Source organism: Salipiger bermudensis (assembly GCF_019801965.1).
In the GTDB taxonomy this organism is placed as follows: Bacteria; Pseudomonadota; Alphaproteobacteria; order Rhodobacterales; family Rhodobacteraceae; genus Salipiger; species Salipiger bermudensis_A.
The window spans coordinates 72,552-94,238 of sequence record NZ_JAHVIA010000001.1; the positions used below are offsets into that span (position 1 = coordinate 72,552).

The window sequence follows — 21,687 nt, forward strand, 5'->3', positions numbered from 1 at the left end:
ATTTCTCTCGGCGTCATTTTCAAGAACCGACACACAAGGAGCCATTCCATGACCGCAATTGATTTCGACCAAGCCGCTTTCGGGCGTGCCCTGCCCGACCAGCCGACTGTCCAGATGCGCTACCGCGGCGCCGCCTACGCGCGCGGCACCCGTGCGCCCGCGCCGCGCCGCGACGGCGTCCCGCTGGTTTACCGCGGCATCGCCTATACCGGCGGGCCCCGCGTGGCGGCCCCGCCGCCCGCGCCGGGCCAGCGCCGCTACCGCGGCGTCGCCTTCTGACACCTGCCGGGCGCCCCCGGCGCCCGCCTTCATTTCGCAAAGGATTTTGACATGACCTTCCCCTTCCCCCGCGCTCTCGCCCTGCTCGCGACCAGCGCCCTCGTCTCCCCCGCGCTCGCCCACGAGGCCGACCGCAAGACCGAGCTCTTCAAGCCCGGTGTCGTCCATGCCGCCACCGAGCTGCCGGCCGCCGACGCGCCCGCCATCGTCGCCAATGGCGGCTACGGCGATTTCGGCTTCGATCCCGGCACCGACGTCGCCGAGGCACGCGCCGCCTTCGAGCAGGGCATCGCGCTGCTCTGGGGCTTCAACCACGCCGCCGCGGCGCAGGCCTTCCGTGCCGCGCAGCAGGCCGACCCGGCCTGCTCGCCCTGCCACTGGGGCGAGGCCTATGCGCTTGGCCCCAACCTCAATGACGGGATGCACCCGGAGAACGCCGAGCGCAGCGCCGAACTCGCCTGGGACGCCGTCGAGCTCGCCTCGACGGAGAAGGAGTGGCGGCTCGCCCGCGCCCTGACCCTGCGCTACGCCTTCGAGGGGGGCGACCGGGCGCTGCTGGACCGCGCCTTCGCCGGCGCGATGAACGAGCTTGCCCGGCAATATCCCGACGACGCCAATATCCACGTGATCCGTGCCGACGCGATGATGAACCGTCAGCCCTGGGATTACTGGGAGGCCGATGGCCTGACGCCGAAGGGCGAAGGCGCCGAGATCCTCGCGGCGCTCGAACAGGCGCTCGAGATCGACCCCGATCACCCGGCGGCGCTGCACCTCTACATCCATGCGGTCGAAGCCTCTGCCGACCCTGCGCGGGCCGAGGCGGCGGCGGACACGCTGCGCGGCAGCGTCCCGATGGCCGGGCATCTCGTCCACATGCCGGCGCATATCTACAACCGCGTCGGGCGCTACGCCGACTCCATCGCGGTCAACGCCGATGCCATCGCGGCCGACGAGGCCTATCTCGCCGCCGCCGGTGACGGGGCCAGCGCGCTCTATCGTTACGGTTACTACCCGCACAACCTGCATTTCCTGCTGGTCGGTGCCCAGATGGCCGGCCTGAAGAACGAGGCGCTGGCAGCGGCCGACAAGCTCGCCGCGGTGACCTCCGACGAGGTCTCGGCCGAACTGGCCTGGGTCCAGGCGATCGAGACGGCGCCCTATACCGCGCATGCGCAGTTCAGCGCGCCGGAGGAGATCCTGGCCCTCGCCGACCCGGGCGATGCCTTTCCCTTCGTCAAGGGCCACTGGCATTACGCCCGCGGCACCGCGATGGCGCTGAGCGGCGATCTCGACGGCGCCATCGCCGAACAGCACGCCATCGAGCGCATCATCGCCGAGGCCGCGCTGTCGGATCTGGAGGCGCAGTATCTGCCGGCGCGTGACGTGCTGGGGATCGCCAAGCACATCGTCGAGGCGCGCATCTCGCAGGCGCAGGGCGACTGGACGGCGGCGGAGCATCACTTGGAGGAGGCGATCGCCATCGAGGCGACCATCGCCTACATGGAACCGCCCTACTGGTACTATCCGGTCAGCCAGACGCTGGGCGCGGTGCGCCTGCAGGCCGGAGACACGGAGGGCGCGAAGGCGGCCTTCGAGGCGGCGCTGAGCAGCCATCCCAGCAACGCCTGGGCGCTCTGGGGCCTCGCCGAGGCTGCCCGCCGCGACGGCGATGCGGCCCGGGCCAGCACGCTGGAAGACCAGTTCGACCGCGCCTGGCTGGGCGAGGGCACGCCCGCGCTCGACCGGCTCTGAGCCGCAAACACCGGACGTCGCCCCGGGGGGGCGGCGTCTTGACCTTGCCGGGTCTCGGGATCGCCCGTGTCAGGGCGATCACGAAGACGGCGCGACGCATTGGTCATCTTCCGCAACGGCCTACACGCTAACGCGACTGACACGACTGACGATCGATCCGAAGACGCCGCCCTTCAACGCCTCATCCGGCGCAGGGGCCACCGTGGCACAGTCAACGGGCGGTGCGGCGAATCTCCCGTCGGCACGGCGCCTACCGTGGAATAGCAGCAGAGCGCCCCGCCCCACCTGTCCGAAACCCCGAGCGACTGGCAATCATCCGCAAAGCAATCACCATGTCCTGCCGGGCGTGCCGCCGGGCACGCCCGCCGCCCAAGACAGTGGCGGCGGGCATTCTTTCCGGAGGGACGTCAGTCCGGCGCCTCGACCAGGATCTTCACATGGGATTTCTCAGCAACCAGCGCCTCGAAGCCTTCTGCAACGATATCCTCCAGCGCAATGCGCTTCGTGACCAGCTGGTCGGCGCTGAAATAGCCTTGGGTCATCAGCGCCATCACCGCCGGATAGACGTTGCGATAGGCGATGGTGCCCTGCACCTGACGTTCCTTCAGCACGACCGTGTTGGGCTGGAACGAGGCCTCCTGCTCCCAGATCGAAACCACCAGGACCTGCCCTTCGTGGCGGGTCGCCTCGATGCATTGCGGCAGGACCCGGGGCACGCCGGTCACTTCAAAGGCCACATGGACCCCGCCGGTGGCAGCGCGGATCTCCGCGACGGCGTCGGTCGCCGCCGGATCGATCACCGAGGTCGCGCCAAGATCCAGCGCCTTTTGCCGCCGCACCTCCGAGGGCTCGACGACGTGGATCTCGGATGCACCGGCGACCCGCAGCGACTCCACGACCAGAAGCCCGATCGGACCCGCACCGAACACCGCCGCCTTGTCGCCGGCCTTGATCCTCGACAGCCGCACCGCATGCAGCGCGACGGCCGCGGGCTCCACGAGCGCGCCCTGTTCCATCGACAGGCCCTCGGGCATCTTGTGGACCATGCGCGCGGGCACGACGCTATGCGCGGCAAACCCGCCATGACCGCCGGACAGGCCGACGAAGCCGAGGCTGTCGCAGAGGTTGTATTTGCCCTCCAGGCAGGCCGGGCAGCTCCCGCAGGCGAAGATCGGCTCGATCGCGACGCGGTCGCCGACCGCGAGCCCGGTGACGCCCTCGCCCAGTTCGGCGACCGTACCGCAATACTCGTGCCCCATGGTGATCGGCGCCTTGTCGTGGCTCAGGGGGTGGTCTTCTTCCACCGGCACGAAGATCGGCCCGGCCAGATATTCGTGCAGGTCGCTGCCGCAAATCCCGGTCCATGCCACCTTGACCTTCACTTCGCCTGCCTGCGGCGTCGGGTCCGCGATATCTTCGACGCGGATGTCCTTCACGCCATGCCAACGTGCTGCTTTCATTTCTTTTCTCCGATGTCAGAAAGGATGCGCCCGGCGGGAGGACTGGCCGGGCGCGCGGCGCGCCGTGACGGCGCGCCGGAGAGGGGCATCACGACAGGTGATGCACCTCCTGAAGGCCGTAGACAGGGGTCTCGATGCCCTCCATCCGGGCCTTCAGCTGCAACGCGAGGTACAGCGAGTAGTGCCGCGACTGGTGCAGGTTGCCGCCGTGGAACCAGAGGTTTTCCTGCTGCGTCGGCTTCCACATGTTGCGCTGCTCGCCCTCCCAGGGGCCGGGATCCTTTGTGGTGTCGGAGCCAAGCCCCCAGACCTTGCCGACCTTGTCGGCCACCTCCTGGCTGATGAGATCTGCGGCCCAGCCGTTCATGCTGCCGTAGCCCGTGGCCATCACCACGAGATCGGCATCAAGATGCGTCCCGTCGGCCAGCACTACGCCGGTCTCGTCGAAGCGCTCGACCTGCCCCTTCACCAGCTTCACCTCGCCGTCGATGATGAGCTGGCTGGCGCCCACGTCGATGTAATAGCCCGAGCCGCGACGCAGATACTTCATGAACAGGCCCGAGCCGTCATCGCCCCAGTCGAGATCGAACCCGGCCTTCTCCAGCCCGGCATAGAACGCGGCGTCGCGCTCCTTCATCTGGTCGTAGAGCGGGATCTGGAACTCGTGCATGATCCGGTAGGGCAGCGAGGCGAAGACCATGTCGGCCTTCTCGGTCGTCATGCCGCTGGCCACCGCCTCCTCCGAATAGAGCGCACCGAGGCCGATCTCCATGAGCGTATCGGAGCGCACGATATGGGTCGAGCTGCGCTGCACCATTGTCACGTCAGCATCGGCCTCCCAGAGCGCGGCGCAGATGTCGTGGGCCGAGTTGTTGGATCCGACGACCACCACCTTCTTGCCGCTCCACGCGTCCGGCCCCTCGTGCTGCGAGGAATGCTGGATCGTGCCCTTGAAGCTTTCCATGCCCGGGAAGGAGGGGATGTTGGCCTTGCCCGACATGCCGGTGGCGAGGACCAGCTGGGTCGGGCGCAGCGTCACCTCCTCGCCGTCGCGGTTGACGGTGACCTCCCAGGTGCCGCTGGCCTCGTCAAAGGCCGCCTTCTGCACCTCGGACCGGGTCCAGTAGTTGAGCTCCATGACCTTGGTGTACATCTCGAGCCAGTCGCCGACCTTGTCCTTGGGCGTGAACACCGGCCAGTTGTCGGGAAACTTGATATACGGCAGGTGGTCGTACCAGATCGGATCGTGCAGGCAGAGCGACTTGTAGCGCGAGCGCCACTGGTCGCCAGGGCGGTCATGCTTGTCGAGCACGATGGTCGGTACGCCGAGCTGCCGCAGCCGCGCGCCCAGCGCGATGCCCCCCTGCCCACCGCCGATGATGACGGTGTAGGGCTGCTCGCTGTAGCCGAGCTCCGCCGCTTCCGCCTCGCGCTTTTCCTTCCACGACCTGCGGTTCTTCGCGGCACCGTGTTCGGCCCCCATCGGGCGGCGCTTGCCGCGGTTCTCCTCGAAGCCCTTCAGCTCCTGCAGCGCGGTCAGCAGCGTCCAGATGCGGCCGTCCTTCAGCCGCATCAGCCCCCAGCCTCTCCCGACGGCGGTCTCGAAGGTGATCCAGGCGGTGATGACGCCGCCATCCTCTCCGGGCAGTTCCCCCTCCTGAATGGCAAAGCCGCGCGGTTTGGTGTGCTTGAGCTGCGCCGCGAGCATGTCCTGCACGCCGGCAGGCCCTTCCACGGTCTTCAGGTTCCAGGTGACGGCGATCAGGTCGCGCCAGTAGCTGTCGGTGGCAAAGAGCGCGCTGGCAGCCTGCGCGTCGCCCGCCTCAAGGGCTGCGTTCAGACTGTCGAGCATGTCCTGCACCTCGGCGGTGACGGTCGAGTCGAGCATTGCGTATCCTCCTCATAGGCAATGTGATGAGGAGAGTGTGGCGAGCCAGGCCGCCGAACTGCCACGGGAATCCGGCGATTTTGGCTGTCTCGCAGGTTGCGGCATCGCAGCATGTTGCAAACGCAACGCCGCGCAACGCCTCAGTTCGGCGCGCGCAACCCTTCCTTCCGGATCCGGCGCAGAACCGTCGATCGGTTTACCCCCAACCGCCGTGCGGCGCGGGCCATGTTCCAGTTGCAGGCGTCGAGCACCGCCTCGAGGCTCTGCTCCTCGACAAAGGGCCGCGGCGGCTCGGGCAGATCCGGAAGGTCGATCACGTCGCCCTCCGCCAGCGCGCAGGCAACGTCGAGCACATGGCCCAGTTCGCGCAGGTTGCCGGGCCAGTCGCGGGCCGTGAGCTCGGCGCGGGCCGAGGGCGTGAGCCGCATCTCGCCGCCGCAGCGGCGGCGCAGCAACCGCTCGATCAGCCAGCCCAGATCCTGCCGCTCGCGCAGGGGCGGCAGCTCAAACACCGCTCCGGCGAGCCGGTGGTAGAGCGCGCAAGGCAGGGTCTCGTGCGACAGCAGCGCATTCGGCGCGAGGCCGCTGGTGGCGACCGGGCGCAGCTCCGGATGCGCGTCGAGCAGGCCCGGCAACGCCCGGGCGGCGGGCGCGGAGAGGTCTTCGATGCGCCGGAGCAGCAGCGTCGCGGGGCCGGGCTGATCTGCGAGCGCCTCCGCCATCTCCGCCGCCCCCGCCGAGGCGCAGTCGACGGTGATGAAGCCCCCCCGGCGCGAGGCCATGTGAAGCGCGCGGGCGAGCTTGGTCTTGCCGCTGCCGCTCTCGCCGCAGATCACCAGCGGGACCGGCGTCCCGGCCAGCCGCTCCGCCTGCGACAGCAACCGGGTCATCGCCGGGTCATGACCGGCGAGCCCGGACATGACACCCCCGCCGCGCCGCGCCATGCACGAGGCCTCGCTGCGCGGTCGGCGCGGGGCCTGTGGAGCGATCGCGTGGCCGAAGACCGCGCCGCCATCGCCAAGCGCCACGACGCGTTCCTCGGTCGGACGGTCGCGCATCAGGTCGGGCAGATCGTCGACGCCGATCCCGAGCAGGCCGTCGATGCGCTCTCCGATCAGGCTGCCCCCGCGCGAGAGCATCCGCGTCGCCGCGTGGGTGGCGCCGATCACCCGGCCCGAGCCGTCGAGCGCAATCGCGCCCTCCGGGTCCACGTCGAGGAATTCCGGGCTGGAGGAGAACCGCAGCACCCATTCGCGCCGGCTCGAGGCCATCAGGTTGGCCATCTCCACCCGCCGTGCCGCCGCCGTCACCAGCGACATGGCGAGGTTCTGGCTGCTCTTGGGCGACGGCGAGCGCAGCAGGGAGATGTCGAGCACCGCGGCGAGCTGGCCGAGGCTGTCATAGATCGGCGCGGAGGTGCAGGAGAGCGCGGTGTGGGCATTGCCGAAATGGTCATCCTGGTGAACCGTGACCGGCTCGCCGGTCACGATGCAGGCCCCCACGCCGCAGGTTCCGGCAAGGTCCTCCGACCAGTTCGACCCGAGATAGAGCCCTGCCCCGCGCAGCTCGTCGACGAAAAGGCTGTCGCCGAAGAAGTCAACGCAGACGCCCTTGGCATCGGTCAGCAGCAGGACGTAGTTCTGCCCCGCGACCTGCCGGAACAGGCTCTGCAGGCTGGCGCGGGCGGCACCGATCATCCAGTCGGCCTGATCGCGATGGCTGCGAAACTCGGCCTCGGTGACGATATGCGCGGGCTCGCTGCGGGCGGGGTCCATGCCGTAGAGCTCGACACAGCGCCGCCAGGAGGCATCGACATAGCTGTCCCGCCCGGTGGTGCGACCATCCAGAACCTGCGCGATCTCTTCGACATGCTTGTGCCCGGTCATCAGCCCCCCTCCTCGGCGGATATCCTAACACGGGCCGCGCCAAACGCCGGATGAACTTTGGTCGATACCGGGCGACCCGGATCCTGCCCGCTTTTCCCGGAGACCTTCTATTCGAGACCGCCGACGACGACGCGCTGCGCTCGTGCCGGGCGGTGAAGAAGCCCCACTCTCGGATCGTAGACCGCGGAAAAAAGCCCGGCGCTCGGGCTCATCGCGTCATCCAGACCGTGTGGGCACAGCTCCGGAAGGTTGAATGCAAGGCTCCTATCAAGGCTCGGGCAATTCCGTTCTGCGCTTTGATTCCCCCGTTTCAGGAACGCGTCGCGCTATGCGGCTGGGGACCTTCCCCGAGACTGTCCTCGCCGATGCATGACGCCTTGCAGCGGAAGCGCGCGAGATTAGCCCACGGGGCCGTGCCCCCATCCACGAGCGCAACGCAGAGGCAAGATCGCAGGAAGCAATCACTCCAACCTTTCGCGAGGCTGCGAGAACAGTCGTCGCAGCAATGTCTCCCTTGCTCAGAAACGGGAAAGTTCGGGATCTATGGACAAACACGCTCGAGACTCATGCATTCCCGGTCATCGGGGACAGCCGCGTTGATGTCCCGGACGTGGCTGATCTCGCGAAGGCGCCCGCGCCAATCTGACTGACCAAGGAAGAGACCGCCAGCCGGGTCAAACAGAGATGCGAACCGGCCATGGCATGTCATATTGCCAAGCACGACGTCTCCAACAGTCCCGTGTGGATGGCTCCTCCATGGCAAGATTGAGGTTTGTGCTGCATCGCCGCCTGACGGCGCCGCGCGCAAAGCGGGCCCATACAGCCTCCGGGCAGAAAGATCAGCGGCTGACCCAAAAAACGCCGCCGAGCTTGCCGAAATCTGCGGCTCGATCCCGCAGCGCAGGACCGAGCCGTCTTGTCGTCAGGCAGCTTCGGCAGCGGCGACGTCATCTCCGGCGAGATGCGTCTTGAAGAACGGAATGATCTTCTCCAGCGCCAAGCCGACCGGCTCTTCCCGGTCGTAGAGGTCGTAGTGGGACCAATCCTGCAGTTCGACCAGTTGCCGGTCCTTCGATGCCATCGCGCGGCCGTAGATTTCCATGCCGTCGCGATAGGCCCCGAAGGCGCCGACCTTCTGGCCGATGACCACCATCATCGGTTGGGTCAACAGCGTCTCGGCGAAGGCAAACGCATCCCATGACAGGGTCTTCTGGGCATGGCTGAAAACCATGCGTGTCGCCCCTCCGGGTGCCTGGCCGCGCGGCGTCTTGTAGTAGTCCGTCGCCTCGAAGACGTCGCGCTCGGTCATCCCGTTCTCGCGTGCCGCCTCAAGGCTGGCGGGCAGCAGTTCGTTGATCTGCAGCTCCGCACCGCGCGCCTCGGCGCTGCGCTGCGCGGCCATGGCGGTCAGTGCGCCGACCGGATCGAAACCGCTGAAGCCTTCTCGGAAGAGGCGACCGAGATTCACCGGGGTGATCCCGACCACGGCCTTGATCCGTTTCTCGGTCAACGCGGCATTCAGCGCGTAGCCGCCACCGCCACAGACGCCGATGACCCCGATCCGGTCCGCATCGACGTAAGGCAGCGTCACCGCGTGGTCGATCACGTGGCTGACATCCTCGACCCGCTGGCTGGGGCTTTCGGTCCAGCGGGGGCTGCCACCGGACGCGCCCTGATAGCTCGCGTCGAAGGCAATGACGACGTAGCCTTTTGCTGCGAGCGCCTTACCGTAGACGCTGCCCGATGTCTGTTCCTTGCAGCTTCCGAAGGGGTGGATGCTGACAATTGCAGGGTAGCGCTTGCCTGCGTCGAAATCCGGCGGCAGGTGAATGTCCGCCGCGATGTGCCAGGCCATGTCTGGGTTCTGAAATGTCACGCTTTCCATGGTTTGAACTCCTTTGGGTGTCAAATTGGCAGAGGCCGCCCCGCCCGCGATCCGGGCGAGGCGCGCGTCGTCTGCGCCGGATCAGGCGCCGAGCTTTTCCTGAAAGAAGGGCGCCAGCACGCTCACCGCCTCGTCGACGAACTTGGCGCCGTCGTAGAGGTCCATGTGGTTGGCGCCGTCGACGACGTGGAACGTCTTGTCGCCGCTTGCGGCGCGGGCGTAGAGGTCATCGCTCATCCACTTGCTGCCCGCGACGCTGCCCGCCACGATCTGCAGGGGCTGGGTCAGGAAGGCCTCGGCGAAGTTGTAGGCGTCGTAGCTGACCAGCTGGGTCAGGCTGCGCGCCAGCCCGTAGCCCGGAGCAGTGGCGCATTGCGCGCGCTGGGTGTGGTAATACTCCCAGGCCTGGCGAAGCTCCTCGTTGGGGGCATCTTCTTCCTTAAGCGGAGCCATCGGGATCTGTGCCAGATCACCGCCGGTGGCGAGCGCCTGTGCATCCGCGGTGCGGGCGGCGCTGCCGGCTTCGAGGAAGGGCAGCGCGTCGGCATCGGCAACGTCATTGCCCCAGCCGTTGCGGAACATCGCGCCGATGTTGACCGCGCTGACCGTGCCGACGGCCTTGATCCGGTGATCGTTGATTGCCGCGTTGGCGGTGTAACCGGCACCCGCGCAGATCCCCATGGCACCGATCCGGTCGGTGTCGACATAATCCAGCATGGTCAGGTGGTCGATGACGGCGCTGACATCCTCGGTGCGGATGTAGGGGTTCTCGAGTTGGCGCAAGGTGCCGCCAGACTCGCCCTGGTAGGAGGCGTCATAGGCGATGGTTACGAAGCCCTGCTTGGCCAGTTCCGCGGCATAGGTGCCGGCGGTCTGTTCCTTCACGCCACCGCCGGGATGCGAGACGACGATGGCCGGGTATTTGGCGCCCTTATCAAAGCCCTCCGGCAGGTTGATGACGGCCGACATCTCGATGTTCGGGTTGTTGGTATTGGCGAAGGTGATCTTGGTCATGGTCGTCTCCTTGGAGGTGGGATCGAACCGATCCGTTGGTGATGGAGCCAATATGACGCTTGAGCCTCTCAGTGATTAGACGGTAAGTTCTTCATGGACCTATAAGTGAGGTGATGAATGCGGCGCGAGGATATTGCCGATTTGACGGCCTTTGTGGCGGTCGCCGAAGAGGGCAGCTTCACCAAGGCCGCGACACGCCTCGGCATCTCGCAATCCGCACTGAGCCAGATCGTGCGGCGGCTCGAGGACCGCCTCGGATTGCGCCTGCTGGCGCGCACGACGCGCAGCGTTGCCGCGACGCCCGCGGGCGACAGGCTGGTCCGGCGCCTTGGCCCGCTGCTGCGCGAGATCGACAGTGATCTCGCCGAGTTGAGCGAGTTCCGCGACACGCCGTCAGGCAAGATCCGCATCACCTCGGTTGAACACGCGGCGAAGACCATCCTCATTCCGGCACTGGCGGAGGTGCTCCCGGGCTATCCCGACGTGAATGTCGAGGTCATCGTCGATTACGGGCTCGTCGATGTCGTGGCCGACCGCTTCGACGCCGGCGTCCGGCTCGGCGAGCAGGTCGCGAAGGACATGATCTCGGTGCGCATCAGCCCCGACATCCCGATGGCGATCGTCGGGTCCCCGAGCTACTTCGCGCAGACCCCCGTACCGAAGACGCCGGAGGACCTCGTCGAGCACCGGGCGATCAACCTGCGTCTGCCGTCATCGGACACGATCAACGCCTGGCGGCTGGCAAAGAACGGCGAGACAAAGAGGGTCCGGGTCGAGGGTGCGCTCAGCTTCAACACCGTCGAACTCATGCGGACCAGCGCTCTTCTCGGACAAGGTCTCGCCTATCTCCCGCGAGACCAGGTCGAAGACGATCTCGCACGGGGCGCGCTGAGCCAGGTGCTTGCCGACTGGACACCGCCGCTGCCCGGGTATCACCTCTACTACCCGAACCGGCGGCACAGCTCACCGGCGTTCCGGCTTGTCGTGGACGCGTTGAAGGCCCGGCTGCGACGACTCGGCTGAATCGACGCCTGCCGCCTGAGAGTTCTCGAAGACATGACCGCAGGCGGGGCAGCAGCTCTCCCCGCGCGGCACCTGCCGTAGTCAGCTCCCCCCAATCGATGGACAGGAACTGGCGCAATTCAAGCCGCTCGATGCACCGGCTGATGGGGTTGGTTGAGTTCATTTCTTTGCAAGTGGGCCAGCGCCGGAGGCTTACCGCCAAGTGCTGGATGAGGGCGCTGGCGGTTGTAGAAGGTCATCCATTTCCGGATCGCAGCCTTCGTCTCCGATCCTGTGTCCCGAGCATGCAGGTAGACGCACTCGTATTTCAGGGTCCGCCACAGCTTCTCGATTAAAGAGTTGTCGAGGAACCGACCTTTCCCATCCATCGAGATCCGCACGACAGAGTGGCGCAGCCGGTCCGTCCGGGCGAAGGACGCGACCTGGGAACCCTCATCCGTATTCATGATCTCGGGCGGCCCGACCTTGTGGATGGCCTCGGTCGGCGCGTCGACACAGAACTCGGCCTCCAAAGTGTTCGAGATCCGCCAGCAGGAAACCTTTCGGGTGTGCCAGTCCATGATTGCCACGAGCTAGAGGAACCCGCGCCGTATGGGCAGAAGCTGGTGTCCGAACACCAGGCCTGGTTCGGGCGCTCAACCCTCAACCCTCTGGGCTGGTAGGGCTAGGTTTTGTGCCCCTTCGCCGGCCTGCTCGTGTTGGGCTTCTGGTAAATCGGCACCAATCCCATGAGGCGCATCAGTCGTTGGATGCGCTTATCGTACACCAGGTGGCCGTCGTTATGCAGGTGCCGGATGACCCAAGATGACACCGAAGAACGGGGTCTCGAGAAGCGGCGAGTCGAACCGCCTCATCAGGCCGAGGTTCTGTTCGGTCTCCGCCTTGGCCGTGTCGTAGAAAGACGAGCGCGCCTTCGACAGCCGCTTGCACTGCTGCCCGATGAACAGCTGAGCGTGGTCCGGCTCGATCATACCGCGCCTCACCTCCCGCCCCGCGGCTTCAGCTTTCGTTCCCCAAAAGGGTTGGCCACCGCCAGTTTCCCGATTTTGGCGTGGAGTTCCTTAACCTGCCCCGCTTCGATCTCGGGTCTCATGCGGCCTCAGTGTTCGACAATGCCGGACGCACCTTCAAAAAGCGCGCGCTTCGATTGACGGATCGTCCTCGGATGCGCGCCGAACCGGTTCGCCAGCACGGTCGCCGTCTCTTTGCCCTTCAGTGCTTCCAGCGCGACCTTCACCTCGAACTCGAATCCGGGCTGCTTGCGTTTCGACATACCCGATCTCTTCCTCGTCGAAGATCAGCAGGCTGCAAATCATCGCTTATCTCAGTGTCCGATTTTCGGGCGGGAGCTCAGATTGACTTCAGTCCTACTGCCCCAAGACCTCCAACAGGACCTCGCCGGCCGCTCCCGACGGTGGCCGTGTCCCCGCGATCGTCGCCAATGTCAGCGCCACATCTACGGTATGCACACGTCGTGAGACAATCTCAGGTTCGATGCCGAACCCGGCAAAGAGGATTGGCACGAACGTATCGTAGCGCCAAGGTGAGCCATGGGTGACCGAGACCGAAAGCCCGTCCATGTCGTTGATGAACCATTCAGGCTGGAACACTAAGTAAATGTCGCCCGAGCGATCCGGGTGATAGTTGTTCAGCACGGCCCGCATGAGCGCATTGTCGGGAACGGAGCCTTCGCGCAGCCGAGAACTCGGCACCGCGTATGCCACACCTTCGAAAGCCACCAGCTCCTGCGCAATCGCGGTCTCGAGCGCCGCTTGGTCTATGTCGGGGGCGCTCCGAGCAGCCTCGGAGAGAAACAGGTAGGGATGATCATAGCCCTCGATCAGTGTGCCATCGATCCCGAACCGTTGCTTGAGACGGGCCACGGCTGGAGCTGTGTCCCAATCGCCTGGAGCGACGTAGCCGCCCATCATCCCGAGCGAGGACAGATAGCCCGGCGCTTCCGGGGCGCCGTGATCTGCGGAGAGGACGATCAAGGTGTTCTCCAGGCCGATCTCCGCATCGACGAATGCGAACAGGTCGGCCAGCGTCCGATCGAGTTGCATGAGGTTGTCTTCGGCTTCCAGGCTCGAGGGACCGAAGAAATGGCCCACGTAATCTGTCACGGAGAAGCTGACCCCCAGAAAATCAGGGATCTCGTCATCGCCGAGGCCCTCCGCGTCGATCAGGGTCTTGGCAAAATCGGCGGTGATCCGGTCACCCGGCGGGCTGAGCGTCAGCAGCGTGGTGAAATACTTGTCCTCCGCCGCGCCCAGAGGATGGGGAAAGGTGCGTCCGAAACCGGCGAAGTCGGGCTCCCACTCCTGGTCGTCGTTCTCGCCGAACATGTAGGTGTCGATGGGGTTGAGCAGCTCCCAGCTCTGCCCGCCGAAACTCTGCGGCAACGCCTTCGCGTTCCATGTGTCGACCCAGCTGGGGTAGCTGTCATAGTAGTAGCTGCTTGTCACGAACTGACCGGCCGATTTCGAGAACCAGAAGGCCTTGCCGGTATGACCGGCCATCGACACCGCGCCACGATCCTTTATCGAAACGCCGAAAACCTTCGCCTTCCCATTGGTCTCGACAGAGAGTTCGTCTCCGAAGGTCGAGGTCAGGATCGTGCGCGGAGAGCGCCCGTCACTCTTGGCTGCACGCTGCGTCGGGTCGATCTCGGTGGACGCGTCGACATCTGCCCCGCTGGTCAGGATCGAATAGTCCGGGTCCTCGATGTTGTAGACAGTGCGCCCGGCCGCCCTGTCGAACCAGAGGTTGCCGATCATGCCATGCGCAGCCGGCGTGGCGCCGGTGGCAAGTGTCGTGTGCCCGACAATGGTCTCGGTGTTGGCGTGCGTGTGATGCGCGTTGTTGTAATGAATGCCGCCTTCGAGCAGGTAGCGAAAGCCTCCGGCGCCAAGACGGTCGAGGTAGCGCGTGGGCAGATCGCCTCGCAGCTGGTCCACGGTGATCTGAAGGATCAGGCGCGGCTTGCTCTGGGCGAAGGCGGGTCCAGCGAGCGCAGCGGTTCCGATAAAGAGCGCGCAGGCCGTTCGGGAGATTCCGGTTAGCTGTGCCATGGTTCCTCCATCCCTCGAAGCACGTTGCGTTCAAAGGATACACGACCTCGAATATTACCGTTGGCTTTTTCTTCTCCTCGACCGGCCAGCCGCGGCGAACGGTGGCCGCGTCCCACTTTCGCCATTGGTTCGCCACTGGCAGGGAGCGTTTCCTGCCCTCTTGAGATGATGCGGGCAACTCATGCGTGGCTGGCCTTGAGTAAAGATAGGCCTCGGGCCAACCGGAACGGGATCAGGAGCCCCTTACACCCTGAGCAGAGCCCCATGCCCCCCTTCCCCGCGGCGCTCGACGCTGTGCGACGCGCCTTCAGATGAGTTGCGTCGATCAGCACGGCTAACTCCTCACCATGCTTGGCCGCCAGAAACGCCATGATCCGGGCGAAGCCCCCTGTCGTTCCAACGCTTCCAGCGGTAGTCGTGCATCTTTTCGGGCCCTACGCCCATAGCGTCTCTCGCCACCGCAAATCTTTGCGATTAAAAAATATTACGCCACCCAGAACGCGCCAACCATCACCCCGGGGGCTTGCCTTGCGATTTGCGAAGTCAGGCTACAGACGCGCCATCGGCGCATAGCTCAGCCAGAAAAGAGCTGACATGTTCCCCGCTCGTTTCCGAACGGAGGATCACGCGCGACCGACCAAATCGATGCGTCTTGGCTCTAGAGAAGAGCGTGTCATCCTGACGCCGACGTGACTTGCCAGGCCGTCACTCTTGGTCCATCGATCTACCTATGGTGAAACGTCTCCTGCTCCTGATCGTTCTTTCGCTGTCCGGACTGATGCTCGTGATCTCTCCGGTCGCGGCAATGGAGACGTCGTCACATGCTCCGTGCCGCGCATCGATGGCGGTTACGGAGCATGCTCAGGCACATGACATGCATCACGGTCATTCCGCATCGCCGTCGCAAGCGTCCGAAGCCGCGCATGAGCTCGCTGATGGCTCCACCTGTTGCGACCACGGATGTCTGCCCGACGCCGCCGCGTTTTCCACACAGCCCAAGCCGTTCTCCAAAGTGTCGCCCGTCCTGTCCACTTGGAGCGACAGCGACAACGTCGACCTGACCGGTCCGCCGGGCCTAAGGCGACCGCCGAAAGCCTGATTTTCCCGTCATGGCACGCGCCAGCGTGCCGGTCCTGAAAATCGTGCTTTCGGAGTTTCTGAATGAAAATCTTCTTCGCGGCTGCCGTGCCGCTGGTGCTTGCGGGCTGCACAGAGCCCGTGGCGCTTCCCGTGGCGGGGCCGCTGACCCGCGCCGCCTCTCCCGACACGTTCACGCCAGCGCCATCAGGCCCGGCGATCGATTACACGGCACATAGAATTGCCGAACCCGCAGATTGGCGGCAACTCAACGATGCGCAGGCGCCGGGAGCCGGGTCATGACCCGCCCGAGAGCCGCCGTGCTGTTGCTTCCCCTCCTGATCGCGGCCTGCGCCGATCAGGCGACCATCGCCACTGCCTCTGCGCCCCGGGCCGGGTTCGCCTTCGTGACCGATGGCGCGCGGCGCGCAACCGGAAACGAGAGCGCCTGGGCGCAATCCGCTGCCGAGATCGCTGCGACCGAAGCCCGTGTGCGCGGCCTGATCGCCGGAAAGACCATCGGCCCCGACACCGCGGTGCAGGTCGCCCTGATGAACAATCGCGGGCTTCAGGCGGCATATGCCGAGCTCGGGCTTTCTGCGACCGACCTGTGGGAAGCCGCGATCGGCACACCCGCCAGCCTCGAGCTGTCGCTCGGGAGCATCGGAGAAGCCGGTCTGGCCCGCTCGCTCGAAGCCACCGTGACGGGTGCGATCCTCGATCTTGCCACGCGCGACGCGCGCATTTCCATTGCCGAGACGCATTTTCGGCAGGCCCAGCTCGCCGCGCTTGGGGAGACCGTGTCCCTTGCGGCCGAGACCCGGCAGGCCTGGATCGATGCGGTCTCTGCCTTCGAGGCGGCATCCCTGATCGGCCGGGCACAGAACACTGCCGACGCCGCCTCGGAACTCGCCGCCGAACTCGGGCGGACCGGGGCGATGAACCGAGCCGATCAGGCGCGGGAGCATGTCTTCACCGCCGAGCTTGCCGCCGAGCGCGCCGATGCCCGGCTCGAGGCGCAGCTCGCCAAGGAAAGACTGACGCGCCTGATGGGGCTGTGGGAGAGCGACATCGCCTACTACGTCCCCGATGCGCTGCCGTCACTGCCCGGGAGGCAACCGGGCCGAAGCGACGCCGAGCGGCTCGCCATGCAGCACCGGACCGACCTCGCGATCAGCCGCCTCGAGCTCGAGGCCGTGGCGCGGGAATACCGGTTGGACAGCGCCACGCGGATGCTCAGCGACATCGAGATCGTCGCAGGTGTCGATGCGACACGCAGCGACGAGGGTGACACCGAGACCGAACGCGTGCTGGACGCCAGCCTCGAGATCCCGATCTACGACACGGGCAGGCTGGTCTCGCGCCGGGCAGAGCTCGCCTACATGCGCGCCGCCAGTGAGCTGGCGCAGCAGGCGGTCGATGCGCGCTCCGAAGCTCGCTCCGCCCATGCAGCGGTGACGGGCAAATACCGCATCGCGCGGCACTGGCGCGACGAGGTGCTGCCGCTGCGCCGCGAAATCGATGCCGAGGCGCTCAAGAGCTACAACGGCATGCTGACCTCGACTTTCGAGCTGATCTCTGACGCCCGAGACGGGCTCGAAGCGCAGCTCTCGACCGCTGAAGCGAAGGCCGATTACTGGCGCGCCGAGGCCGACCTTGCCGCCGTCATCTGGGGCGGCGCATCCATGGGAGACAGCGAATGAACCGCAGACAACTCCTCGCAGGCGGCGCCGGTGCCGTCCTGGCCTCGGCGGCGGCCGCCGAAACCCGCTTCCGCGATCTGCCCGAGGCGGCCGCGACCGACAGCCCCTACACACAGGTTCCGCCACGCCCCGGAAACGGGCCCGACTACAACCCGGTGGTCACGCTGAACGGCTGGTCGCTGCCGTGGCGCATGAATGGCAACGTCAAGGAGTTCCATCTCGTCGCCGAGCCGGTCGAGCGCATCATGGCCGATGGCATGATGGCGCGCCTCTGGGGCTACAATGGCCAGTCCACCGGCCCCACCATCGAGGCGGTCGAGGGGGAGCGGGTACGGATCTACGTCACCAACCGCCTCCCGGAACACACCTCGGTGCATTGGCACGGGCTGATCCTGCCCTCGGGGATGGATGGTGTCGGGGGCCTCTCGCACCCGGCGATCCCGCCGGGCAAGACCTTCGTCTACGAGTTCGACCTGACCAAGTCTGGCACCTTCATGTATCACCCCCATGCGGACGAGATGGTGCAGATGGCGATGGGCATGATGGGGCTTTTCATCGTGCATCCGCGCGATCCGGCCTTCATGCCGGTCGATCGCGATTTCGCCTTCCTGCTGGCGGCCTATGACATCGATCCGGGGACCTATATCCCGCGCGTCGCCGAAATGACCGACTTCAACATGTGGACGTGGAACAGCCGGATCTTTCCCGACATCGACCCGCTCGTGGTGAACAAGGGAGACCGGGTGCGGGTGCGCTGCGGCAACCTGACGATGACCAACCACCCGATCCACATGCATGGCTACGATTTCGAGGTGACCTGCACCGATGGCGGCTGGGTGCCAAAGAGTGCCCGCTGGCCGGAGGTGTCGATCGACATTCCCGTGGGCGCCATGCGCGCCTACGAGTTCGACGCGGTGCATGAGGGCGACTGGGCGATCCACTGCCACAAGTCGCACCACACGATGAACGCGATGGGTCACGACCTGCCCACGTTCATCGGCACCGACAAGCGCAGGCTGACCCAGATGATCCGCCGTCAGCAGCCGGGCTACATGCCGATGGGCACTGCAGGGATGGCCGACATGGGCGAGATGTCGATGGAGCTGCCCGACAACACCGTGCCGATGATGACCGGCTGGGGCCCGTTCGGGCCGCTCGAGATGGGTGGCATGTTCTCGGTGGTCAAGGTCCGCGAGGGCATCGCCCCCGACGATTACTCGGATCCCGGCTGGTATCAGAACCCCCCCGGCACGCAGGCCTGGGAATGGACCGGCGAGCTCCCCGAGGAGGCCCGCAACGACAGCCCGGCCACCATCCTGACCGCGAAGAACCACCTCAACCACGACTGACCTTTCCCGGCGCCCCGGTGCGCCGGGCGCCTCACACAGCGTCTCGAAAGGAGACCCCCATGAAGATCCTCACCGCCCTTGCCGTCACCCTTGCCATGTCCGGTGCCGCCTTCGCCCAGATGTCGCATGGTGACATGCCGATGAGCCACGGGACCATTACCAAGATCGACACCAAGTGGAACAAGGTGACCATCGATCACGGCCCGCTCGAGAGCCTCGACATGCCCGCCATGAAGATGGTCTTCGACCTCGCGGATCCGTCGATGATGGACAGCCTGTCTGAAGGTCAGGAGATCACCTTCTCCGCGGACCGGGTGAACGGAAAACTGACCGTCACCGAGATCGCGACCGAGTGACGCGCTGACGGGTCGTTCATGGCCCGCTTGAAAGGACACCAGGGCCCGTGCCGGCACATGCCGGGGCGGGCCCTCCTGTTTCGGCGAGGGATGGAGAGCGTTTGCGGCATCTCAAGGTCGCGTGGACCTAATGGGCACAAACTGGCCTCCCGACTCATGGATAGGGAGGATGCCATGAAACGTCTCATCGCTTTTTTCTCCGTGCTGACCACGCCTGCGCTGGCTGATCAGGGAGAGTATTCCGGCCATATGATGGACTGGGGCTACGGCCACAGCATCGGCATGCTGTTCGGCCCCGTCCTCTGGCTCGTCGTTCTGGGGCTGGTGGTGGCAGGCGTCATCTGGCTGGTGCGCCGCACCGATGGCGGACCGGCGCCGCGGTCCGCGACTGACGCACGTGCCGAGCTAGATATGCGCCTTGCCCGCGGCGAAATCGACGCCGAGGATTACGAGGCCCGCCGGAAGCTGCTGTCGAGCTGACATAAGGGCGGAGTCCGATACGAGCCCCGGCCCGGGAGACCACCCGAGCCGGAAAGAGATGGAGCGCGCAGAGCACTCGCTGCGCCTTGGCGGCTTACTCGCGGTAGGTCGAGTGGCAGGCCTTGCAGGTGGCCCCGAGCTGACCGAGCACCGGGCCGAGATCCGAGGGAGCCGAGACGGTGCCGGCGAGCCGCTCAGCCAAGGTCTCTGCCTCGCGCGCGTGTTCGGTGAAGCTGTCCCACTGCTCCCAGATCACCGGCAGGGCCTCGGATTTCGGGTCCGTCGCCGGGGTTTCGAACATCGCCGGCACCTGAGCCGATTGCGCGGCGATCTCGATCAGTGCCGCGTTCACCGCATCCGCGTCGAAGGCCGTCTCCCCCTTGGCCATGCTGCCGATCACCTTCATCTGGTCGCTGATGCTGCTCATCACCATCATGCGGGCCATGACATCCTTGTTGGTGACCCCGCTATGCGCGAGCGCAGCGGTGCCAGCCGTGATCAAAACCAGTGCGATTGCCGTCTTCTTCATTCCTGTTGGTCCTTCTTCTTATGTTTGATGAATATTTGCCTGCCTGCCCTGTCAGGCGACCTCGATCCACGTCGTCATGCCGGATGCGGCATGCGCGAGCATGTGGCAGTGAAACAGCCACTTTCCGGGGTTGTCCGACGCGAAAGCGATCTCGAGCGGCACCTGCGGCAGGCTGAGGATCGTGTCGCGCAGCGGGCCGAGGCTGCCATCCGCGCGGATTTCGCGGAAATGCATCCCGTGCAGGTGCATGGCGTGGGGAAAGACCGTCTCGTTGGTCAGTCGCAGCCGCACCGTCTCGCCCCGCGAGAGGCTGGCGAAGGGCGTGTCGCTGCGCCCGGCCTGACCGGCCAGCGCCCAGAACTGACCGCGCGAGGCCAACTCGCGCAAGCCGAGACGCTGGCCCTCGAAAACCGCGCTCTCCATGCCGGCCATGGCACCGCCCTCCATCGCCATCTCGAGCTGCCGCGCCCCGGCGAGCTCGGGCAGATCGGTGCGCGGGTTGGGCGGCAGTGCCTTTGGTGCAGGGCGCGCGGCCCGGGCGCTGCTGCCGGAGATGGTCATGTCGGCGAGCGCCACCCAGCCGTCATCGTCTTGTTGCATCAGGAGCCCGGCGGGTTCGCCCTCTTCGGCGATCACATCGACGATCAGATCGATCCGCTGTGCCGGGGCGAGGATGATTTCGCCAGCGAGAGCCTCCGGGGTGTCGAGCGGCATGCCGTCGAGCGCCACCGTCCAGCCAACCATGCCCTGCAGGCGCAGCACGAAAATCCGGGCGTTGGCGGCATTGATCAGCCGCAGCCGCAGGCGATCATGCCTCCGGGAGGTCAGCGCGAAATCGTAGCGCCCGTTGACCCCCACGAGGTTCCCGGTGCGCCCGCCGTGGCTCATCATCATCGGGTGCCCGATGGGCTCGATGAAGCCACCGGTCTCGGGATCGAGCAGCCAGTCATCCAGCATCAGGATCTCGTCGCGGTCGACATCCGGCGCCTCGGGCTCGTCGACGATCAGCGGCCCCGAAAGCCCGCGCGCCACCTGCTCCATCGAGTTGGTGTGGGCGTGATACCAGTAGGTTCCGGCATCGGGCAGCGCGAAGTCGTAGTCGAACACCGCGCCCGGGGCGACGGGGTCCTGTGTGAGCCCCGCGACGCCGTCCATCGCGTTGTCGATGCGGATGCCGTGCCAGTGTACCGAGGTTGGCACGTCAAGCGCGTTCACCAGCCGCCGTTGCAGGCGCGCGCCCTGCCTGGCGCGGATCAGGCTGCCAGGAATGGTGCCGTCATAGCTCCACACCTCGGTGGCCGGGTAGCCCTCGGGCGCGATCTGGACCGAGGCCTTGCGGGCGGTGAGCTCCGACGCGGGGCTGGCGAAGGCCGGTCGCGCGACGGCGGCGGCGGCGAGACCGGCGCAGAGGGCACGGCGTGTAATGGTTGGTCCTGTCATCTCAATCGATCCCGTTGGCGCGCTGCAATTCACGCACGTAAGTGACGATCCCGGCAACATCGGCGCGGGTCAGCCCCTGCTGCGGCGGCATGTTTCCGAAGCTCCAGTGATGCGCCCGCACGCCGCGCTCTACCGCCACGAAGAAGGCCATGTCGGCATGGTGCGAGGGCTCGTAGATCTCGTGCACCAGCGGCGGGCCCGCGCCGTCGAAACCTGCGCCGTTCGCGCCGTGGCAATCGGCACAGACCGCATCGAAGGCGCGCTTTCCGAGCTGCGCCTCGGAGGACAGCGTCTCGGGCAGGCTGACCGCGGCAAGGGCGCTTCCGACGGGCTGTTGCGCCGTGGCGGGGCCGGTTTCGCCGGGCGCGAGAAACGCCCAGGCGGCGGCTGCCAGGCCGAGGCCCAGTGCCCCGGAGATGAGGTAGGTTTTCATGAGGGGATGTCCTTTCCGCGCACGCGGGTCGGCGCCCGGTGCAATGCCTTTCACGGGATCGG

At 66.2% G+C, this 21,687-nt stretch carries 20 protein-coding genes; 8 read left to right on the forward strand and 12 right to left on the reverse strand.

Features of this window, described 5'->3' with window-relative positions; translation table 11 throughout:
• The first annotated feature begins 48 nt into the window (after window positions 1–48).
• Together KUV62_RS00325 and KUV62_RS00330 are read left to right on the forward strand one after the other, a co-directional pair.
• Window positions 49–279 (forward strand): hypothetical protein, encoded by a 231-nt coding sequence (locus KUV62_RS00325; RefSeq protein WP_222601701.1) that lies wholly within the window; start codon window positions 49–51, stop codon window positions 277–279.
• A gap of 51 nt (window positions 280–330) precedes the next feature.
• The gene (locus tag KUV62_RS00330) at window positions 331–2,031 is read left to right on the forward strand and encodes a tetratricopeptide repeat protein (RefSeq protein ID WP_222601702.1); all 1,701 of its coding nucleotides are present in this window, start codon (window positions 331–333) and stop codon (window positions 2,029–2,031) included.
• Window positions 2,032–2,438: 407 nt separating this feature from the next.
• Here the strand turns inward: KUV62_RS00330 and KUV62_RS00335 are convergent, their stop codons facing one another.
• The 5 genes from KUV62_RS00335 to KUV62_RS00355 form a co-directional block, all read right to left on the reverse strand.
• Entirely contained in the window at window positions 2,439–3,467 is a 1,029-nt protein-coding gene (locus KUV62_RS00335; RefSeq protein ID WP_315901552.1) for a 2,3-butanediol dehydrogenase, read from the reverse strand.
• 112 nt (window positions 3,468–3,579) lie between these two features.
• Window positions 3,580–5,379, reverse strand: a complete 1,800-nt coding sequence (locus KUV62_RS00340; protein ID WP_222601704.1) for an NAD(P)/FAD-dependent oxidoreductase — start codon at window positions 5,377–5,379, stop codon at window positions 3,580–3,582.
• Between the two features lie 140 nt (window positions 5,380–5,519).
• The gene (locus KUV62_RS00345; RefSeq protein ID WP_222601705.1) at window positions 5,520–7,265 is read right to left on the reverse strand and encodes a sigma-54-dependent Fis family transcriptional regulator; all 1,746 of its coding nucleotides are present in this window, start codon (window positions 7,263–7,265) and stop codon (window positions 5,520–5,522) included.
• A gap of 922 nt (window positions 7,266–8,187) precedes the next feature.
• Window positions 8,188–9,150 (reverse strand): alpha/beta hydrolase, encoded by a 963-nt coding sequence (locus KUV62_RS00350; RefSeq protein WP_222601706.1) that lies wholly within the window; start codon window positions 9,148–9,150, stop codon window positions 8,188–8,190.
• Between the two features lie 81 nt (window positions 9,151–9,231).
• A complete protein-coding gene (locus KUV62_RS00355) occupies window positions 9,232–10,164 on the reverse strand; it encodes an alpha/beta hydrolase (protein WP_222601707.1) in 933 nt (310 codons plus the stop codon).
• Window positions 10,165–10,281: 117 nt separating this feature from the next.
• Between KUV62_RS00355 and KUV62_RS00360 the strand changes: the two genes are divergently transcribed.
• Window positions 10,282–11,187 (forward strand): LysR family transcriptional regulator, encoded by a 906-nt coding sequence (locus KUV62_RS00360; RefSeq protein WP_222601708.1) that lies wholly within the window; start codon window positions 10,282–10,284, stop codon window positions 11,185–11,187.
• A 119-nt stretch (window positions 11,188–11,306) separates the two neighbouring features.
• Here the strand turns inward: KUV62_RS00360 and KUV62_RS00365 are convergent, their stop codons facing one another.
• From KUV62_RS00365 to KUV62_RS00380, 4 genes are all read right to left on the reverse strand, one after another.
• On the reverse strand, window positions 11,307–11,747 hold the full coding sequence (locus KUV62_RS00365) for an integrase core domain-containing protein (protein ID WP_222601709.1): 441 nt from the start codon (window positions 11,745–11,747) through the stop codon (window positions 11,307–11,309).
• Between the two features lie 219 nt (window positions 11,748–11,966).
• Window positions 11,967–12,158 carry a hypothetical protein gene (locus KUV62_RS00370; RefSeq protein ID WP_222601710.1) on the reverse strand — a complete coding sequence of 64 codons (192 nt, stop codon included), beginning with the start codon at window positions 12,156–12,158 and terminating at the stop codon, window positions 11,967–11,969.
• Window positions 12,159–12,286: 128 nt separating this feature from the next.
• The gene (locus KUV62_RS00375; RefSeq protein ID WP_222601711.1) at window positions 12,287–12,460 is read right to left on the reverse strand and encodes a hypothetical protein; all 174 of its coding nucleotides are present in this window, start codon (window positions 12,458–12,460) and stop codon (window positions 12,287–12,289) included.
• Between the two features lie 94 nt (window positions 12,461–12,554).
• Complete coding sequence (locus KUV62_RS00380; RefSeq protein WP_222601712.1) at window positions 12,555–14,258, reverse strand: alkaline phosphatase family protein; 1,704 nt, start codon at window positions 14,256–14,258, stop codon at window positions 12,555–12,557.
• 1,161 nt (window positions 14,259–15,419) lie between these two features.
• Between KUV62_RS00380 and KUV62_RS00385 the strand changes: the two genes are divergently transcribed.
• The 5 genes from KUV62_RS00385 (at window position 15,420) to KUV62_RS00405 (ending at window position 19,223) form a co-directional block, all read left to right on the forward strand.
• Window positions 15,420–15,638 carry a hypothetical protein gene (locus KUV62_RS00385; protein WP_222601713.1) on the forward strand — a complete coding sequence of 73 codons (219 nt, stop codon included), beginning with the start codon at window positions 15,420–15,422 and terminating at the stop codon, window positions 15,636–15,638.
• Window positions 15,635–17,038 carry a TolC family protein gene (locus KUV62_RS00390; protein ID WP_261395124.1) on the forward strand — a complete coding sequence of 468 codons (1,404 nt, stop codon included), beginning with the start codon at window positions 15,635–15,637 and terminating at the stop codon, window positions 17,036–17,038. Before KUV62_RS00385 ends, KUV62_RS00390 begins: the two co-directional genes overlap by 4 nt.
• Entirely contained in the window at window positions 17,035–18,387 is a 1,353-nt protein-coding gene (locus KUV62_RS00395) for a multicopper oxidase family protein (protein WP_222601714.1), read from the forward strand. Before KUV62_RS00390 ends, KUV62_RS00395 begins: the two co-directional genes overlap by 4 nt.
• A 59-nt stretch (window positions 18,388–18,446) precedes the next feature.
• Entirely contained in the window at window positions 18,447–18,743 is a 297-nt protein-coding gene (locus KUV62_RS00400) for a copper-binding protein (RefSeq protein WP_222601715.1), read from the forward strand.
• A 174-nt stretch (window positions 18,744–18,917) separates the two neighbouring features.
• Window positions 18,918–19,223 carry an SHOCT domain-containing protein gene (locus KUV62_RS00405; protein WP_222601716.1) on the forward strand — a complete coding sequence of 102 codons (306 nt, stop codon included), beginning with the start codon at window positions 18,918–18,920 and terminating at the stop codon, window positions 19,221–19,223.
• A gap of 94 nt (window positions 19,224–19,317) precedes the next feature.
• On the opposite strand, the gene KUV62_RS00410 is transcribed toward KUV62_RS00405, so the two are convergent.
• Genes KUV62_RS00410 through KUV62_RS00420 form a run of 3 tightly spaced genes read right to left on the reverse strand, consistent with a single transcriptional unit; the run spans window position 19,318 to window position 21,625 of the window.
• Window positions 19,318–19,752, reverse strand: a complete 435-nt coding sequence (locus KUV62_RS00410) for a c-type cytochrome (protein ID WP_222601717.1) — start codon at window positions 19,750–19,752, stop codon at window positions 19,318–19,320.
• A 51-nt stretch (window positions 19,753–19,803) separates the two neighbouring features.
• Entirely contained in the window at window positions 19,804–21,192 is a 1,389-nt protein-coding gene (locus tag KUV62_RS00415; protein ID WP_222601718.1) for a multicopper oxidase family protein, read from the reverse strand.
• A 1-nt stretch (window position 21,193) separates the two neighbouring features.
• Window positions 21,194–21,625: a c-type cytochrome gene (locus KUV62_RS00420; protein ID WP_222601719.1), complete on the reverse strand. Its 432-nt coding sequence runs from the start codon at window positions 21,623–21,625 to the stop codon at window positions 21,194–21,196.
• Window positions 21,626–21,687: the final 62 nt, after the last annotated feature.

Excerpts from the sequence above, each read along its gene's own strand:
- KUV62_RS00325 (WP_222601701.1), top strand. The coding sequence starts at position 49 with ATGACCGCAATTGATTTCGACCAAGCCGCTTTCGGGCGTGCCCTGCCC.
- KUV62_RS00330 (WP_222601702.1), top strand. The coding sequence starts at position 331 with ATGACCTTCCCCTTCCCCCGCGCTCTCGCCCTGCTCGCGACCAGCGCC.
- KUV62_RS00340 (WP_222601704.1), bottom strand. The coding sequence starts at position 5,379 with ATGCTCGACTCGACCGTCACCGCCGAGGTGCAGGACATGCTCGACAGT.
- KUV62_RS00345 (WP_222601705.1), bottom strand. The coding sequence starts at position 7,265 with ATGACCGGGCACAAGCATGTCGAAGAGATCGCGCAGGTTCTGGATGGT.
- KUV62_RS00350 (WP_222601706.1), bottom strand. The coding sequence starts at position 9,150 with ATGGAAAGCGTGACATTTCAGAACCCAGACATGGCCTGGCACATCGCG.
- KUV62_RS00355 (WP_222601707.1), bottom strand. The coding sequence starts at position 10,164 with ATGACCAAGATCACCTTCGCCAATACCAACAACCCGAACATCGAGATG.
- KUV62_RS00360 (WP_222601708.1), top strand. The coding sequence starts at position 10,282 with ATGCGGCGCGAGGATATTGCCGATTTGACGGCCTTTGTGGCGGTCGCC.
- KUV62_RS00365 (WP_222601709.1), bottom strand. The coding sequence starts at position 11,747 with ATGGACTGGCACACCCGAAAGGTTTCCTGCTGGCGGATCTCGAACACT.
- KUV62_RS00370 (WP_222601710.1), bottom strand. The coding sequence starts at position 12,158 with ATGATCGAGCCGGACCACGCTCAGCTGTTCATCGGGCAGCAGTGCAAG.
- KUV62_RS00375 (WP_222601711.1), bottom strand. The coding sequence starts at position 12,460 with ATGTCGAAACGCAAGCAGCCCGGATTCGAGTTCGAGGTGAAGGTCGCG.
- KUV62_RS00380 (WP_222601712.1), bottom strand. The coding sequence starts at position 14,258 with ATGGCACAGCTAACCGGAATCTCCCGAACGGCCTGCGCGCTCTTTATC.
- KUV62_RS00385 (WP_222601713.1), top strand. The coding sequence starts at position 15,420 with ATGAAAATCTTCTTCGCGGCTGCCGTGCCGCTGGTGCTTGCGGGCTGC.
- KUV62_RS00390 (WP_261395124.1), top strand. The coding sequence starts at position 15,635 with ATGACCCGCCCGAGAGCCGCCGTGCTGTTGCTTCCCCTCCTGATCGCG.
- KUV62_RS00395 (WP_222601714.1), top strand. The coding sequence starts at position 17,035 with ATGAACCGCAGACAACTCCTCGCAGGCGGCGCCGGTGCCGTCCTGGCC.
- KUV62_RS00400 (WP_222601715.1), top strand. The coding sequence starts at position 18,447 with ATGAAGATCCTCACCGCCCTTGCCGTCACCCTTGCCATGTCCGGTGCC.
- KUV62_RS00405 (WP_222601716.1), top strand. The coding sequence starts at position 18,918 with ATGAAACGTCTCATCGCTTTTTTCTCCGTGCTGACCACGCCTGCGCTG.
- KUV62_RS00410 (WP_222601717.1), bottom strand. The coding sequence starts at position 19,752 with ATGAAGAAGACGGCAATCGCACTGGTTTTGATCACGGCTGGCACCGCT.
- KUV62_RS00415 (WP_222601718.1), bottom strand. The coding sequence starts at position 21,192 with ATGACAGGACCAACCATTACACGCCGTGCCCTCTGCGCCGGTCTCGCC.
- KUV62_RS00420 (WP_222601719.1), bottom strand. The coding sequence starts at position 21,625 with ATGAAAACCTACCTCATCTCCGGGGCACTGGGCCTCGGCCTGGCAGCC.